Source organism: Pseudoalteromonas sp. SG44-17, assembly GCF_014164235.1.
In the GTDB taxonomy this organism is placed as follows: domain Bacteria; phylum Pseudomonadota; class Gammaproteobacteria; order Enterobacterales; family Alteromonadaceae; genus Pseudoalteromonas; species Pseudoalteromonas rhizosphaerae.
This window is the reverse complement of sequence record NZ_JACJEV010000013.1, coordinates 98,571-113,750: the sequence shown is the minus strand read 5'-3', so window position 1 is coordinate 113,750 and position 15,180 is coordinate 98,571. Positions and strand designations below refer to the sequence as shown.

Genomic DNA, 15,180 nt, shown 5'->3' with positions numbered 1-15,180 from the left:
CGACAGATCACTGGTAATGAAAATGTAATTAGTGCAAGTGTACAAGTAACACGCTATATATCAGGTAATTTTTTAACAAGGCATAATGATGTGCTACCTAGTGAAGGTAGAGCTATTGCCTATGTGTTTGGTTTTACACCAAACTGGCATCCTGATTGGGGTGGTTTACTACACTTTTTTAATGCTGAAGGGGGGATGGTTGATACATTTTTCCCGAAAAATAATACTCTTAGTTTATTTGATGTAAACTTACCACATTCAGTAAGTTACGTAACACCTTTCGCAAAGTATCCAAGATATTCTATTACTGGTTGGTTCAATATAATTTAGCCTTATATTTAAGGCATATTCATAGGTTAGATCTTAAGAAAAATTGAAGTTGAACTATGTTAATGATCAAATAGTTACGCCAATAAAAACATGACCAAAAACAGAGTTCAGCCGCAGATTAGCCAAGTTTCAAATCAATTTAAAGCCCTTATCTCAGAAAAGCATCTAATTAAGCTTGCAAAAACCTCTGGATTTCAAATTCGACACCGTTGCCGATTGATTGTTTATCTGCTCAAAGCTGTATTCAAAAGCTTATCTTGCTTGCAAGACGCTAACTTGCCAGATATCCATCAGAACCTGCGAACGCAGGCTAATTGCACGATAAATTATAAACCTGCCTTGACTGAACTAGTCCGTGAACTCGTTACTTAAGCGATGTCTAAATTGACTGTAACACGCTGGATAAAACCTTTTTTACCCAGCTAGGAATACAGCGAGTGTTATTGCAAGATGGCTCATCATTTGTTCTACATGATGAATTAGCTGTGGTTTTTGCTGGTCGCTTTACTGCTATAAGTCCTGCCGAAATTGAGTTGCATGTTACCTACGACCTATTAAACTAACAGCCTTGTGAAATAGATACCCGTCCTGATGTTGACACTGAGCTAGCCTTTTACCTGGTCGTCACACACTAGAAAATACGTTATTACTTGCTGATACAGGGTATTTTGACTTAGATTACTTTGAGCAAATATCTCAAGATGGCGGCTACTTTTTGATCAGAGCGAATAAAAACATTAACCCAACCGTCACATCAGCTTATTACGCTGGTGTAGAGCTTAAAGAAAATAATAGTAAACTCAAAAATTTGCCCGAGAAGTGGGGTAGTCAGCCACTTGAGTTAACAGTACGCTGGAAGAAAAATGGATCCGAGTATATGCTTATTTATCTACCCAATGAAAAGCGCCCCGTTTCCCCTGTTACTAATTTAAAAGAATACAGTTTAACCTTGATGAGTTACTCGATATATACGCGACTCGTTGACAAATCGATTATTTTTCAAAGAGCTAGAGTCATGGAATAACTCAAGGGGTTTTATTAAAAAAAACCGCATATTGCAGAATCGCTGGTTTGGCTGAGCATACTGCGAACACAGTGTAATTATAAGATACACCGTGTACTTGATCAACTAGCGGTAAATTGTAAGCGGCAATTCATTGAAAAAAATAATGATATTTGCCGTTTAAAATAGGTAGATCACACGACCTGCGTTCCTTAAGAACTAAGTTATGATAGTCTATAACAATGGTTAGTTTCTTAATTTTATATATGCAGTGTTGTAATTAGATTTTGAAATTAACTAACTGCTGCGTAAAAACAACCAAAACCGGGTAGGGTAAGGGTTTGTTTCTCTAAGCTGCCATTGTGATGATTCAATTCTGTATGTTGCACAATATCAGTGTGTTCAATGTTGAGGCTTGCAGGCTCTTGAGCTAGGTTAAATACGCACAACATAGTCTGGCCTGCAAAACGACGGTAAAAAGCTAACAATGGCTCAGGGGTATTAATAAATTCAATATCGCCTTCGAGTAAGATAGCTTGTTGCTTACGCCATGTCATAAAATGGCGGAACGCATTTAGAATCGAATCGCTATCGCTATCTTGTTTGCTTACAGTCTGGCGTTTGTGGTTTTCGTCAACAGGTAACCAAGGTTTCGTTGCAGAAAATCCGGCCTGTTCACCGTCATCATTGTGCCATGGCATAGGCGTACGACAGCCATCTCGGCCTTTAAAGTTTGGCCAAAAAGTTATCCCATATGGGTCTTGTAAGTCTTCAAACGCCACACTTGCTTCGCCAAGACCTAGCTCTTCACCTTGGTACATACATACACTACCGCGCAATGAAGCGAGTAGGGCGGTAAGCATTTTACACTGCTCTGAGTTTACTTCACCATTGTTACTCCAACGACTAGCAACACGTTCTACATCATGGTTACTAAAGGCCCAGCATGGCCAGCCTTCTGTCATTCGTTCTTCCAATGTTTTAACTGTTGTACGAATATACTCACTGCTATAATCATTGGTTAGTAGCTCAAAACTGTAACCCATATGCAATTTATCGCCACCAGCTGTGTATTCAGCCATAGTAGCAAGTGAATCCTCGGATGATATTTCACCCAAAGACACGGTACCAGGGTATTTGTCTAACAGGGTACGAATATCTTGCATAAAGCTGATATTTTCAGGTTGGGTATTATTATAATGATGATACTGAAATGCATATGGATTATCTTCGCTAAAACCACGGCCTTGGCGTTTTTCTGGCGGTTTGGCTGGGTTATCACGTAGCTGTGCATCGTGATAACAAAAGTTAATTGCATCTAGGCGAAAACCATCTACGCCTTTTTTAAGCCAAAACTCAACATTATCTAATACTGCTTGACGTACATCTGGATTGTGAAAATTAAGATCCGGTTGTTCAGTAAAAAAGTTGTGTAAATAATACTGGCCACGACGAGGCTCCCATTGCCAAGCAGGGCCACCAAAAATTGAAAGCCAGTTGTTTGGCTGGGTGCCATCTGGTTTTGCATCAGCCCATACATACCAATCAGATCTGTCGTTAGTTTTGTCTTCTCGGCTATCTAAAAACCATTGATGTTGGTCTGATGTGTGGCTCAATACTTGATCAATAATAATTTTAATATCACGTTGATGAGCTTGTGCAATGAGCTCGTCAAAGTCATTAAGATCGCCAAAAAGAGGGTCTACGTCACGATAATCGCTGATATCATAGCCAAAGTCTTTCATTGGTGATTTAAAAAATGGTGAGATCCAAATAGCATCAACACCCAGACTTTTAATATAGTCTATCCGGCTGATGATCCCTTTTAAATCACCAATGCCGTCACCGTTGGTATCTTGAAAACTGCGCGGATAAACCTGATAAATCACGGCGCCCTTATACCACTGCTGTTGAGCCATTTTTTTCTCCATCGTGACAACACTTCCCATTTAATTATTACTGTTTAGAAATGGTGTGTTCGTAATCTTGTTAGCAGTTCGATTGAAACGAACTACGTTATTTTTTAAAAAGCATACGTGAAGGGCTTGATACTGTAAAAAGGATGCATACGTATGCATGCTAAATAGATCGCTTTGATAAGGAAAACAGCTTCTGAAAAACCTACGAATAAAGGTATGTGAGCGGCAAATTAATGTTTACCAATTCTCGTTTTCGTATCATTAACAAAGTAGCAAATCCAACTTGGTGCATATTATATGGGTTCTGTAGCGTTATGGTGCAGTGCAATTAATGGTCTTACCAATTGGCATTTTGTAAGAGGAGCGAGCAGGACTCGAATATAAAGTGTGAATGCACTAATAATTAAGGTATTAAACTGTAAATTGCCGCACCAAAGGAGCTCGAAGCAGTGCATATTTCTTTTATAAAATAGAATGATCAATTGCCTCATCTTTATACCTATAAAAACAAGGTGTTGCCATTATTTATGTGAATTTTTTGTTAAAGTTATTGGTTTTGCACTAGTCTGAATACGTATGCATAAAGTTGTTAATAAAATAAAACGGGCGTTAATATTCATCCTGACAACAAAATAGCTAACATCGGGTTATGCTCCTATCACAAGCAACTCGCTAAAAGTTAGTAATATAAAATTGGGTAACGGGAAACACATCATGTCTATGTTCAAACCAAGTATATTAACAATTGCACTTGCAACCGCAGGCTTAACAAGCATGTCAGGTTTTGCAGCTGAGCAACAAACAACTGCGAATGAAGATTTAGAAGTCATTGAAGTGAAAGGTTTTCGTCGTAGTTTAATCCAAGCTATTGACACTAAACGTTTCAGCAGTTCAGTAGTAGAGGCAATCTCAGCAGAAGATATTGGTAAGTTACCAGATTCATCTATTGCAGAATCAATTGCTCGTCTACCAGGTCTTGCAGCGCAACGATTAGATGGCCGTGCAAGTTCAATTACTATTCGTGGTATGGGCGAAGACTTTAGTACCACAACATTTAATGGTCGTGAGCAAGTATCGATTGGTGATAACCGTGGTGTTGAATACGACTTATACCCGTCAGAAGTGATCAGCGAAGTTGTTGTATATAAAACGCCAGACGCATCTTTAACGACTCAAGGGATTGGCGGTACCGTTGATTTACGCTCTACGCGTCCTCTATCAGCCGGTGAACAATCAATTACTGCAAATGTGCGTTTTGAACAAAACGAAATGGATGCAGTTAATCCAGAAATGGATAATAAAGGTTATCGTGGTTCGTTTGGTTATGTAGATCAATTTGCTGATGATACCATTGGTGTTGCATTTGCTTATGCCCACATGGAATCACCAAATCAAGAACAACGCTGGAATGCATGGGGTTATGATCCAAGTGGTGCTGACGGCGATTTACGTTTGACTGGCGCTAAGCCTTATGCACGTTCATCAGAGCTAACAAGAGATAGCTTTTTAGGGGTGCTTGAATTTGCGCCATCAGATAAACTGCATATTACTGCCGATGCAATGTATGTTGATTTTGAAGATAAGCAAATTTTACGAGGCATAGAACTGCCATTAAATGCGGGTCGTGCAGACACAAATTATGAAACGTTAGCTACCAATGGTGGAGTTGTTACTCAAGGCCAAGTTAATAATATTAAAACCTTAGTTCGTAATGACGTAAACTTTAGGACTGCTGATTTACTCGCGCTTGGTTTTAACGTTGAATACGATATAAATGACAGTTGGCAAGTGGCTGCTGATGTGAGTTATTCAAAGGTTGAACGTGATGTCTGGGGTCTTGAGAGCTATGCAGCGACAGGACGTGGTGACAATGAAGGCCTTGGTGATAACCTACAATACAGCCTTGATAGTGGCATGGCTGGAGCAACTTTTACCCCTACTCTTGATTATTCAGATCGTGACTTATTTCAACTGGGTGCAGCACGTACTTGGGGCAATAGTATTGTTGGTGGCGATGGTCAAGATGGCTTTTTAAATAGACCACATATTGAAGATGAATTAGCATCATTAAAATTAAGTGCAAAAACTTACATTGAAAACAGCCCGATAAGCCAAGTTGAATTTGGTGTTAACTACAGCAGCCGTGAGAAAGATAAACAAGATACTGGTGAGTACCTGCGCCTCAAGGAGTATCCTGAAATGGTGCGTATCCCAGATGAATACTACTTAGGCTCAGTATCACTTGATTTTATTGGTATGGGTGACATGATTGCGTATGATTCGTTAGCCCTATACAACAGCGGCGCGTACGATTCATTTAATCAAGCTGATACTGATACAGGCCGTTGGGCAAATATTTGGACTGTACAAGAGGATATTTTAACTGCCTATGTTAAAGCTGATTTAGATACTGAATTGTTTGGTTTACCTGCACGCGGCAACGTGGGCTTGCAAATTGTAAATACAGATCAAAGCTCTGACGGTTATGCGGTTGATTCAGATCCGGATACAGGGCTTGTCCGTGTACAATCAAATAGAGCAGGCGACAAGTATACTGAATTTTTACCAAGCTTGAACTTGAACTTATCGTTGACTGAAGATCAAATGCTACGCTTTGGTTTAGCTCGTACAATGTCGCGTTCACGTATGGATCGTATGAATGCAAGTAACAGCTACAGCTTTGATGCGGCAAAAAACAACGTTACAACACCACCGACTAATCTAGAGAATTCACCATGGAGTGCAAGTGGCGGTAACCCAAGTTTGCGTCCTGTTATTGCTAATCAAATCGACTTATCGTATGAGTATTACTTTAGTGCGGAAGGTTATTTTGCAGCTGCTTTATTTCATAAAGACATAGAAGATTGGCAGTTCAACACGCAAATAGTGGGTGATTTTGCTGATGTTGATACACCTAATGGTGAAGTGCCGATCACTAACCAAGGTCTAGTGAGCGCATGGGATAACGTAGGCGATGCAAAAGTATCAGGCCTTGAGTTAACAGCGACATTACCAGGTAATATACTCAGCGATAGCCTTGAAGGCTTTGGTACAGTTATTAGCGCTACCTTTTTAGATTCTTCGCTTGATAACCTCAATGGTGAGAAAGAAGAAATTCCAGGTCTATCAGATAAAGTTTATAACTGGACACTTTATTATGAAAACTACGGTTTTCAAGCACGTGTGAGTATGCGTTACCGCTCTGACTTCTTAGGTGAAGTAAATGGTCTATCATTAGCAAGAACAACGGTCGTTGTTGCAGAAGAGACTATCTGGGATGCCCAAATTGGTTACGATTTCTCTGAGTCTAGCATTGAAGCATTACAAGGTCTTACTGTATCGCTACAAGCACAAAACTTAACTGATGAGCCGTTTGTAACTTATCATGACGGCAATAAAGCAACGGTACGTGATTATCAAAGCTATGGGGCTAATTATTTATTAGGCTTTGCTTATAAATTTTAATTAAATATACCCAAGTCAGTATGATTCAGTTGTATTAAACGCGATTGAGACAAGATACTAGGGATCTCAATAGAGATCCCTTTTTTACTTGTGAGGAGTGATAAATGAAAGCGATAGAAAAAATTGTTATCTTAGGCGGCGGCAGTGCAGGTTGGATGACCGCTGCGATGTTAGCAAAAGTGTTTTCTAAGCAGCTATCAATCACTTTAATAGAATCACCCGATATTCCAACTGTTGGTGTAGGGGAGGCAACTATCCCTGCGATACAGACTTTCAACAATGTCTTGGGGCTTGATGAACACGTTTTTTTAAAGCGCACTCAAGGCACTTATAAACTTGGTATTCAATTTGAAAATTGGGGCCAACAAGGCGATAGTTACCAGCATGCATTTGGTGATATTGGCAGAGGGCTTGGGATCACCCCATTTCATCACTTTTGGCTCAAAAGCAACCAAAGCAAAACAACGCAAACCTTATGGGACTTCAGTGTTAATGCCATTGCGGCAAACCATAATAAATTCCACCCAAATCCACAGATTGGTAAAACGCCTTTAGCTGGGCTTACTTATGCTTATCACTTTGATGCGGGCAAATACGCAAAGTTATTACAAGAGTTTGCAATTGCGCAAGGTGTAGAATATCTCAGTGGTACGATGGAGTCTGTAAAATTAGACGATAATGGCTTGATTAAAACACTTGAACTCAGTGATGAACAAACCATAAAAGGTGATTTTTTTATTGATTGCAGCGGCTCCAATGCACGCTTGATTGAACAGGCGTTGGGGGTTAAATACCAAAGTTATCAGCATTGGCTTTTCTGTGATCGTGCAATTGCAGTGCAAACTAAACCGCTGAAAAATACGCCGCCATTTACTCGTTCGATTGCAAAAGATGCCGGGTGGCAATGGCAAATTCCGCTGCAAAATAGAGTGGGGAATGGGCTGGTATATAGCAGCCAATTTATGAGTGCTGAACAAGCTGAACAACAGTTATTAAATAGTTTAGAAACTGAGACCATAACGGCCCTAAAACATATTAAGTTCACGCCAGGAAGACGCGAACAGCAGTGGTTTAAAAACTGTTTAAGTATTGGTTTATCTAGTGGCTTTTTAGAACCTTTGGAATCTACCAGCTTACATTTAATACAAACCAGTATAGCTCGGTTTATTAAGTTATTTCCGGCGCACCCTGATTGTGAGTTATCGGCGCATGCTTATAATTTACAAGCCAAAAATGAATTTGAAAAAATTCGTGATTTTATTATTTTGCATTACGCTGTTAATCAAAAGCAGTCTCCATTTTGGCAACGGTGTGGCGCTATGACATTACCTGACTCATTACAGCAACGTATTGCACTATTTAAACGAACAGGCACGCTTTCAATACAAGCAGATGAACTTTTTTCAGAGGTTGCTTGGCTACAAGTTTTAATTGGACAAGGGATCCGACCACAAAGTTATCACCCGCTCGCACGTGCAATTTCAGATTCTGAGCTTGATGAGTTCTTATCCAATATAGCGACTATCCAACAGCAATACGTTACTCACTTACCAACACATGAGCAATATTTACACCGATTTTGTCGTTGTTCAGAGTTAGCAAAAGGCCAGATCTAGTATGAATATTATTATTGTTGGTGGTGGTACAGCAGGGTGGATGGCTGCTAATTTATTAAATCATTCTCTCACTAATACCCATGTCACTTTAATTGAATCACCAACAATTGCGCCTATTGGTGTTGGTGAAGGCTCGACTCCGCAGTTAAAACAATTCTTCGATACATTAAATATTAGCGAAAGTGAGTGGATGCCTCAATGCAATGCAACCTACAAACTGGGGATTGAATTTAAAAATTGGTCTACCCATCCAGATCATGAGCAGTATTTTCACTCATTTTATGGGCAGACGGATTTACATACACAGCAGCAATTTATAAAAAGTTGTTTGTTAAAACGTCAAGGTATAGCGATTGATGCACATCCCGACAGCTATTTTTTAGCAGCCTACTTAGCTAAGCAACAGCGTGGGCCACATACTCAAGCGGACTTTCCATTTCAGCAAAGTTATGGTTATCATTTTGACTCGGGACTGCTTGGGCTATTTTTAGCTAATAGAGCAACAAGCAAAGGCGTTAAGCACCTAAAAAGCACCATCGCGCAGGTTGAGCTTGATTCCGCAGGCAATATCAAGCAGCTTGTTCTCGATGAAAACAGTGATGGACAGCAGTGTATTGCAGCTGATTTTTTTATCGATTGTAGTGGTTTTAAAGGATTGCTTATTCAGCAAGCATTAGCCGTACCTTGGCTTAGTTTTAAAGAAAATCTATTTAACGACAGTGCTATTGTACTGCCGACAATGAGTAATCAATTACAAGCCCCACAAACTACTTCAACCGCATTAAAATATGGATGGCAATGGGCTATTCCGCTTACCAATCGTATTGGCAATGGTTATGTTTACAGCCAAGACTTTTGCAGTGCTGATGAAGCAGAAACAGAACTTAGAACCAAACTCGGCTTACTCAATTGCGATGTACCTGCACGTAAGCTAACAATGAAAGTAGGACGAGTTAAGCAACATTGGTATAAAAACTGTTTAGCTGTAGGTTTATCGCAAGGCTTTATCGAACCTCTTGAAGCAACTGCTTTACATTTAGTGCAGCAAACAATCGAATCGTTTATCGCATGTTTTGAGCATAACCAACCGAGTGAAGCAAAGCGTGATTCGTTCAATACGCAAATTAATAACCGTATAGAAGGTATTCGCGATTATATTGTATGTCACTATCGCGCATCCAATCGTCGAGATACAGAGTATTGGCAAGCAAATGGTCAAAATGAAATGCTATCAGCCTCGCTAAAAAATATTTTTCAGTGCTGGTTATCGCGTAATGATTTAACCGGCGAAATTGCCCATCAAGGGATTGAAAACTACTATTCAAGTCTGTCGTGGCATACCTTATTGAGCGGTTATGGCGTCTTCCCTCCTAGCGTTGCTAAGCCAAGTTATACGCAACAACAGCAAATTAAAGAGCTTTATAATTTTAACCATCAGTGTGCAAGCCATTTTAGAGCGCTTACACCCATCATCCCGCAGCAAAAATAATCAGGATATTAATATGAGACTATCAAAAAGCGCATTACTGTTAGTAACAGTAATGCTGAGTTTTCAGCTGCACGCAAAAATGCGCGTTGAGCCACAAAACTGGTGGGTTGGTATGCAAAATAATACCTTGCAAATTATGCTGCATGATCAAGGTATTGCTAAGCAACAATGGCAATTAGCATCTTACTCAGGGGTGAGTTTAAAAAGTGTAACTAAAACAGATAACCCAAATTACGCTTTTTTAAATATTGAAATAAATCCAATCGCAAAGCCAGGTGTTTTAGTGTTTAGCAGCAAATCAGGGGAGCGTTTTGAGTATCAATTGCATGCACGTAAAGCTAATAGCAGTAAACGTAACGGTTTTGATAGCAGTGATACCATTTACTTAATTAATCCGGATCGCTTTGCTAATGGCGATAGCAGCAACGACACAGTAAAAGGAATGCTTGAGGCTGCAAATCCAATTGAGCGAGGTGGGCGTCACGGTGGCGACATTCAAGGTGTAATTAACGCACTGCCGTATTTGCAAAAACTGGGCGTAACCCAGCTTTGGTTAACACCACCGCTTGAAAATGATATGCCCAGCTACTCTTATCACGGTTATGCAATTACCGATTTTTACACTATCGACCCACGCATGGGCTCAAATGAGTTATATCGCGAGTTATCAGCCAAAGCGAAACAACACGGTATTGGTATAGTGATGGACCTAGTACTTAATCACTTTGGCTCTGAGCATGAATGGATGACAGATAAACCCACATCAGATTGGATCAATTTTAATGGCGAGTTTGCAAACGGTAAACATGCTACCAGCCATGCTCGCCAAACAATTCAAGACCCACATGCAAGTGAGTTTGATAAACGCCAGTTCAGCGATGGCTGGTTTGTAGCCACAATGCCAGATCTAAACCAGCGGCAACCGTTATTAGCAAACTACCTTATCCAAAATGCTATTTGGTGGATTGAATACGCCGACTTAAGCGGTATTCGCGTTGATACCTATTCATATTCAGACAAAGCCTTTTTAGCTGACTGGAATAAAGCCATAATGACTGAGTATCCCGCTTTTAATATTGTTGGCGAAGAGTGGACCACCAATCCTGCGATTGCTTCATATTGGCAAGCAGGAAAGGTAAATAACGACGGCTATACCTCAAGCTTACCAAGCGTGATGGATTTTTCATTACAAGAGTCACTTATTCAAGCACTTAATGAAGAGGAGAGTTGGAACACTGGCTGGGTAAAAGTGTATCAATCAATCGCCAATGACTTTTTATACCCAAATCCAGACAACTTGCTCGTGTTTGCCGATAACCACGATATGAGCCGAGTTTACACTCAGCTTAAGCAAGATTTAGCGAAAACGAAAATGGCGATGACTATGTTGCTTACCACTCGTGGTATTGCACAAATGTATTATGGCACCGAAGTATTGCTTGATAATACGGGCAGTAATGATCACGGTGATATCCGTATTGATTTCCCCGGTGGTTTTAAAGGTCAGCCAAGTAATGCTTTTACAGGACAAGGGTTATCAGATGAGCAGCGTGATATGCAGCAAACCATCACCACCTTACTTAATTTTAGAAAGCAAAGCCCAGCAATAGCGCAAGGTAAACTGGTTCATTTTAGTCCTAAAGCAGGTATATACAGTTACGCGCGGATAAGTGAGCAGCAAACTTTGTTGGTGTTTTTAAATAAAAATACCGCAGCAAAAAACTGGTCATTAGCGTATCTGCAAGAGGTTATTGGGCAACACAAACAGGCTGTGAGTCTTTTTACTGAACAGCAAATAAATATAACAGATACAGTGACCTTAGCGCCTATGAGTGCAACGGTATTAATAATTGAATAAAGCCTGTGTGAATACGTATGCAGCCGCTGTCAGTCAGTGGCAGTTCACTTTAGTATTAAATTTATAATAAAAATGACGTTTAAATGACAACCCATTAAAACGTCAGATCTAAGTAAGAACATTATGACAACAAATAAAACCACAATTAGTACATTCAAATATGGCTCATGGGTATTAGCTAGTAGCTTGTTATTGTCGAGCTGCTCAGATGAGCCCAAAACCCCCAGTACTGACAAAAAGGTAGCTGAACAAGTTAACGAGCATTCAAAGCCGGTTGTGTATCAGGTATTCACGCGCTTATTTGGTAATACGCAAACAGCCAATATTCCGTGGGGAACCAAAGAGCAAAATGGCGTAGGCACATTTAGTGACTTTAATGATGTTGCTTTAAGTGGCATTAAAGAACTTGGTACCACCCATATTTGGTATACCGGCGTGTTACACCATGCTTTGGTCGGTGATTACAGCCAATATGGAATTAGCCAAGATGACCCGGATGTAGTGAAAGGCCGTGCCGGCTCGCCGTATGCAATTAAAGATTATTACGATGTAAACCCAGATTTAGCCATTAATCCAGAGCGCCGCCTCGAAGAGTTTGCTGCATTAATTGAGCGCACCCATCGACACGGTATGAAAGTGGTCATTGATATTGTGCCAAATCATGTGGCGCGTCATTATCAATCAACCGCTAAACCCGCTGGAGTTAAAGATTTTGGTGAGCAAGATGACACCAGCGTAGAGTATGCCCGCGATAATAACTTTTATTACGTTACTGGGCAGTCATTTCAAGTACCAACCATTGAAAACTACCAAGTGCTAGGCGGTAATGCCCATCCAACTGCTGATAACTTATTTGCTGAAACGCCTGCAAAATGGACTGGTAATGGTGCCCGTGCTGCTAAGCCTGATATAAACGACTGGTACGAAACAGTTAAAGTAAATTATGGCGTAAAACCTGACGGTAGTTATGACTTTCCAACTCTGCCCGATGAGTATGCTACTAAAGATTTACGCGCGCACTTTGAGTTTTGGCAGGATAAAGAGTTGCCAAACAGCTGGTATAAGTTTCGTGATATCGCGCTATATTGGCTCGATAAAGGCGTAGATGGCTTTCGCTATGATATGGCCGAAATGGTACCAGTAGAGTTTTGGAGCTTTCTAAACTCATCAATCAAGATGCACAACCCAGAGGCATTTTTACTAGCCGAAGTATACAATCCTGCACTATATCGCCCGTATATCCAGCAAGGAAAAATGGATTACTTGTACGATAAAGTCGGCTTTTACGACACCTTAAAAGCTGTTATGCAAGGCACGCAACCGGCAGACACTATTTTTAATGCTCAGCAAAAAGTGGCTGACATAGAGCAGCATATGCTGCACTTTTTAGAAAACCATGACGAACAACGTATCGCCAGCCCTGACTTTGCAGGTAGTAGTGAAAAGGGCAAACCCGCATTAGTAGTATCAAACCTTATTAGCCGTGCGCCAACACTATTATATTTTGCTCAAGATGTGGGTGAAGATGGCTCTGAAGATGCAGGCTTTGGCAAACCAACTCGCACCAGTATTTTTGACTACATTGGCGTGCCAGCGCATCAAGCGTGGATGAACAACGGCAAGTTTGATGGTGCTTTATTAACACCGGCACAAGGTCAATTACGTGAATATTACAAAGCCGTTATGGCGTTGAGTAAACATCCAGCAGTTGTAGCTGGTGACATGCAACCACTGATGGTTACTGGCAGCGAAAAAGTTGCTGCGTTTAGCCGCAGTATCGGTAATCAACAAATTTGGGTGGTGAGTAATTTTGCTGAGCAAGTCAGTCAGATCAGTATTGATATTCCACTTAACACACTGACGCAAAATACCAGCGAAAAATTACAATTGCTTGATTTGCTAGAGGCGAATCAAAACGCCGAGCTAACTATTACAGCTGAGCAGGCACATATTAGTTTAACTTTAAATGCGCTTAGCAGTGCAGTATTAACCACTGGAGCTCATAATGAAAAATAACAAACCAGATTTAAGTTTTTGGCAAATATGGAACATGTGCTTTGGCTTTTTAGGCATTCAATTTGGCTTTGCACTGCAAAACGGTAATGTAAGCCGAATATTTCAAACCCTTGGGGCTAATGTAGATGACATTCCTATTTTGTGGGTAGCAGCACCACTCACAGGGTTAATTGTACAGCCAATTATTGGTTACTGGAGCGATAAAACTTGGGGCAAATTAGGCCGCCGTCGTCCGTTTTTTTTATACGGCGCTATTTTAACCACATTATCGTTATTTATTATGCCAAACTCACCAACACTTTGGATTGCAGCGGGCATGTTATGGATAATGGATGCATCGATTAACGTCACTATGGAACCATTTCGCGCCCTTGTAGGCGATAACCTACCAAACAAGCAGCGTGCTACTGGCTATGCAATGCAAAGCTTTTTTATAGGCGTAGGCGCCGTGGTTGCTTCTGCACTCCCTTGGATGATGACGAACTGGTTTGATATTGCCAACACCGCCGCTGCAGGGCAAATTCCTGATTCAGTAAAGTACTCGTTTTACTTTGGTGCAGTTGTATTGCTGGTCGCAGTGGGCTGGACAATTATAACCACCAAAGAATATTCACCTGAAGAATTGGCCGCATTTAATCAACAAGAGCAAACTGAGGCTGAACAGGCTGTATCTGCACAAATTAACTTTAGTAAAGGCGGCAGTGTATTTACTGTTTTAGGGCTTGCCGTACTTGGTTTAGTTATGGGATTAAACCTAGAAAAAGAGCTGTACCTATTGGCAGCTGGCTTAGTGAGTTTTGGCGTAATTCAATTTATTGCAGCCGCACTACAGGCAAAAAACCACACCAGCGGTGGCTTTTACCAAGTCGTTAACGATGTATTCACCATGCCAGAGGCGATGAAACAACTTGCTTGGGTACAGTTTTTTAGCTGGTTTGCATTATTTGCCATGTGGATTTACACCACCTCAGCGGTAACCAGTTTTCATTATGGTAGCAGCGACACAAGTTCAGCGGCGTATAACAATGGTGCAGACTGGGTGGGTATATTATTTGCGGCTTACAACGGTTTTGCTGCATTGGCGGCTTTATGTATCCCGATCATCGTTAAGCGTGTTGGTTTAAAACTAGCGCATGCACTTAACCTTATTTTAGGTGCGTTAGGTTTGGCGAGCTTTATGTTTATACAAGATCCGAGCTTACTTATTTGGCCAATGATAGGTATTGGTTTTGCGTGGGCGTCTATTTTGTCTTTGCCTTACGCCATGTTAAGTACCTCAGTACCGAGTCATAAAATGGGTGTGTATATGGGAATATTTAACTTTTTTATTGTGATCCCACAATTATTAGCCGCCAGTGTCCTTGGCCTGATACTTCGTCACTTTTTCCAAAATCAACCTATTTACGCATTGATGCTAGGTGCTGTGTCTTTTGTACTTGCAGCGGTTGCCGTACTGCGAGTTAAACAGTCTTAATTTAAGGGTC

9 protein-coding genes and 1 pseudogene are annotated in these 15,180 nt (G+C 40.7%); 9 read left to right on the top strand and 1 reads right to left on the bottom strand.

What is annotated here, in order from left to right; translation table 11 throughout:
* The 3 genes and pseudogenes from H5182_RS11460 to H5182_RS11455 form a co-directional block, all read left to right on the top strand.
* Window positions 1-330: 2OG-Fe(II) oxygenase family protein (locus H5182_RS11460; protein WP_182760044.1), on the top strand; the 330-nt coding region annotated here is incomplete at its 5' end.
* Window positions 331-767: 437 nt separating this feature from the next.
* The gene (locus H5182_RS22355) at window positions 768-893 is read left to right on the top strand and encodes a hypothetical protein (protein ID WP_259397419.1); all 126 of its coding nucleotides are present in this window, start codon (window positions 768-770) and stop codon (window positions 891-893) included.
* A gap of 77 nt (window positions 894-970) precedes the next feature.
* Window positions 971-1,354: pseudogene (locus tag H5182_RS11455) on the top strand (transposase); the annotation flags it as partial.
* Window positions 1,355-1,626: 272 nt separating this feature from the next.
* On the opposite strand, the gene H5182_RS11450 reads toward H5182_RS11455, so the two are convergent.
* Entirely contained in the window at window positions 1,627-3,252 is a 1,626-nt protein-coding gene (locus H5182_RS11450; RefSeq protein WP_145233428.1) for an alpha-glucosidase family protein, read from the bottom strand.
* Window positions 3,253-3,966: 714 nt separating this feature from the next.
* On the opposite strand from H5182_RS11450, the gene H5182_RS11445 reads away from it, so the two are divergent.
* From H5182_RS11445 to H5182_RS11420, 6 genes are all read left to right on the top strand, one after another.
* On the top strand, window positions 3,967-6,717 hold the full coding sequence (locus H5182_RS11445; RefSeq protein ID WP_182760043.1) for a TonB-dependent receptor: 2,751 nt from the start codon (window positions 3,967-3,969) through the stop codon (window positions 6,715-6,717).
* Window positions 6,718-6,821: 104 nt separating this feature from the next.
* Window positions 6,822-8,333: a tryptophan halogenase family protein gene (locus H5182_RS11440; RefSeq protein WP_182760042.1), complete on the top strand. Its 1,512-nt coding sequence runs from the start codon at window positions 6,822-6,824 to the stop codon at window positions 8,331-8,333.
* A 1-nt stretch (window position 8,334) separates the two neighbouring features.
* Window positions 8,335-9,822: a tryptophan halogenase family protein gene (locus H5182_RS11435; protein ID WP_182760041.1), complete on the top strand. Its 1,488-nt coding sequence runs from the start codon at window positions 8,335-8,337 to the stop codon at window positions 9,820-9,822.
* Between the two features lie 52 nt (window positions 9,823-9,874).
* A complete protein-coding gene (locus H5182_RS11430) occupies window positions 9,875-11,680 on the top strand; it encodes a glycoside hydrolase family 13 protein (RefSeq protein ID WP_182760047.1) in 1,806 nt (601 codons plus the stop codon).
* Between the two features lie 123 nt (window positions 11,681-11,803).
* Window positions 11,804-13,696 carry an alpha-amylase family protein gene (locus H5182_RS11425; protein ID WP_182760040.1) on the top strand — a complete coding sequence of 631 codons (1,893 nt, stop codon included), beginning with the start codon at window positions 11,804-11,806 and terminating at the stop codon, window positions 13,694-13,696.
* Window positions 13,686-15,170 carry an MFS transporter gene (locus H5182_RS11420; RefSeq protein ID WP_182732456.1) on the top strand — a complete coding sequence of 495 codons (1,485 nt, stop codon included), beginning with the start codon at window positions 13,686-13,688 and terminating at the stop codon, window positions 15,168-15,170. Before H5182_RS11425 ends, H5182_RS11420 begins: the two co-directional genes overlap by 11 nt.
* Window positions 15,171-15,180: the final 10 nt, after the last annotated feature.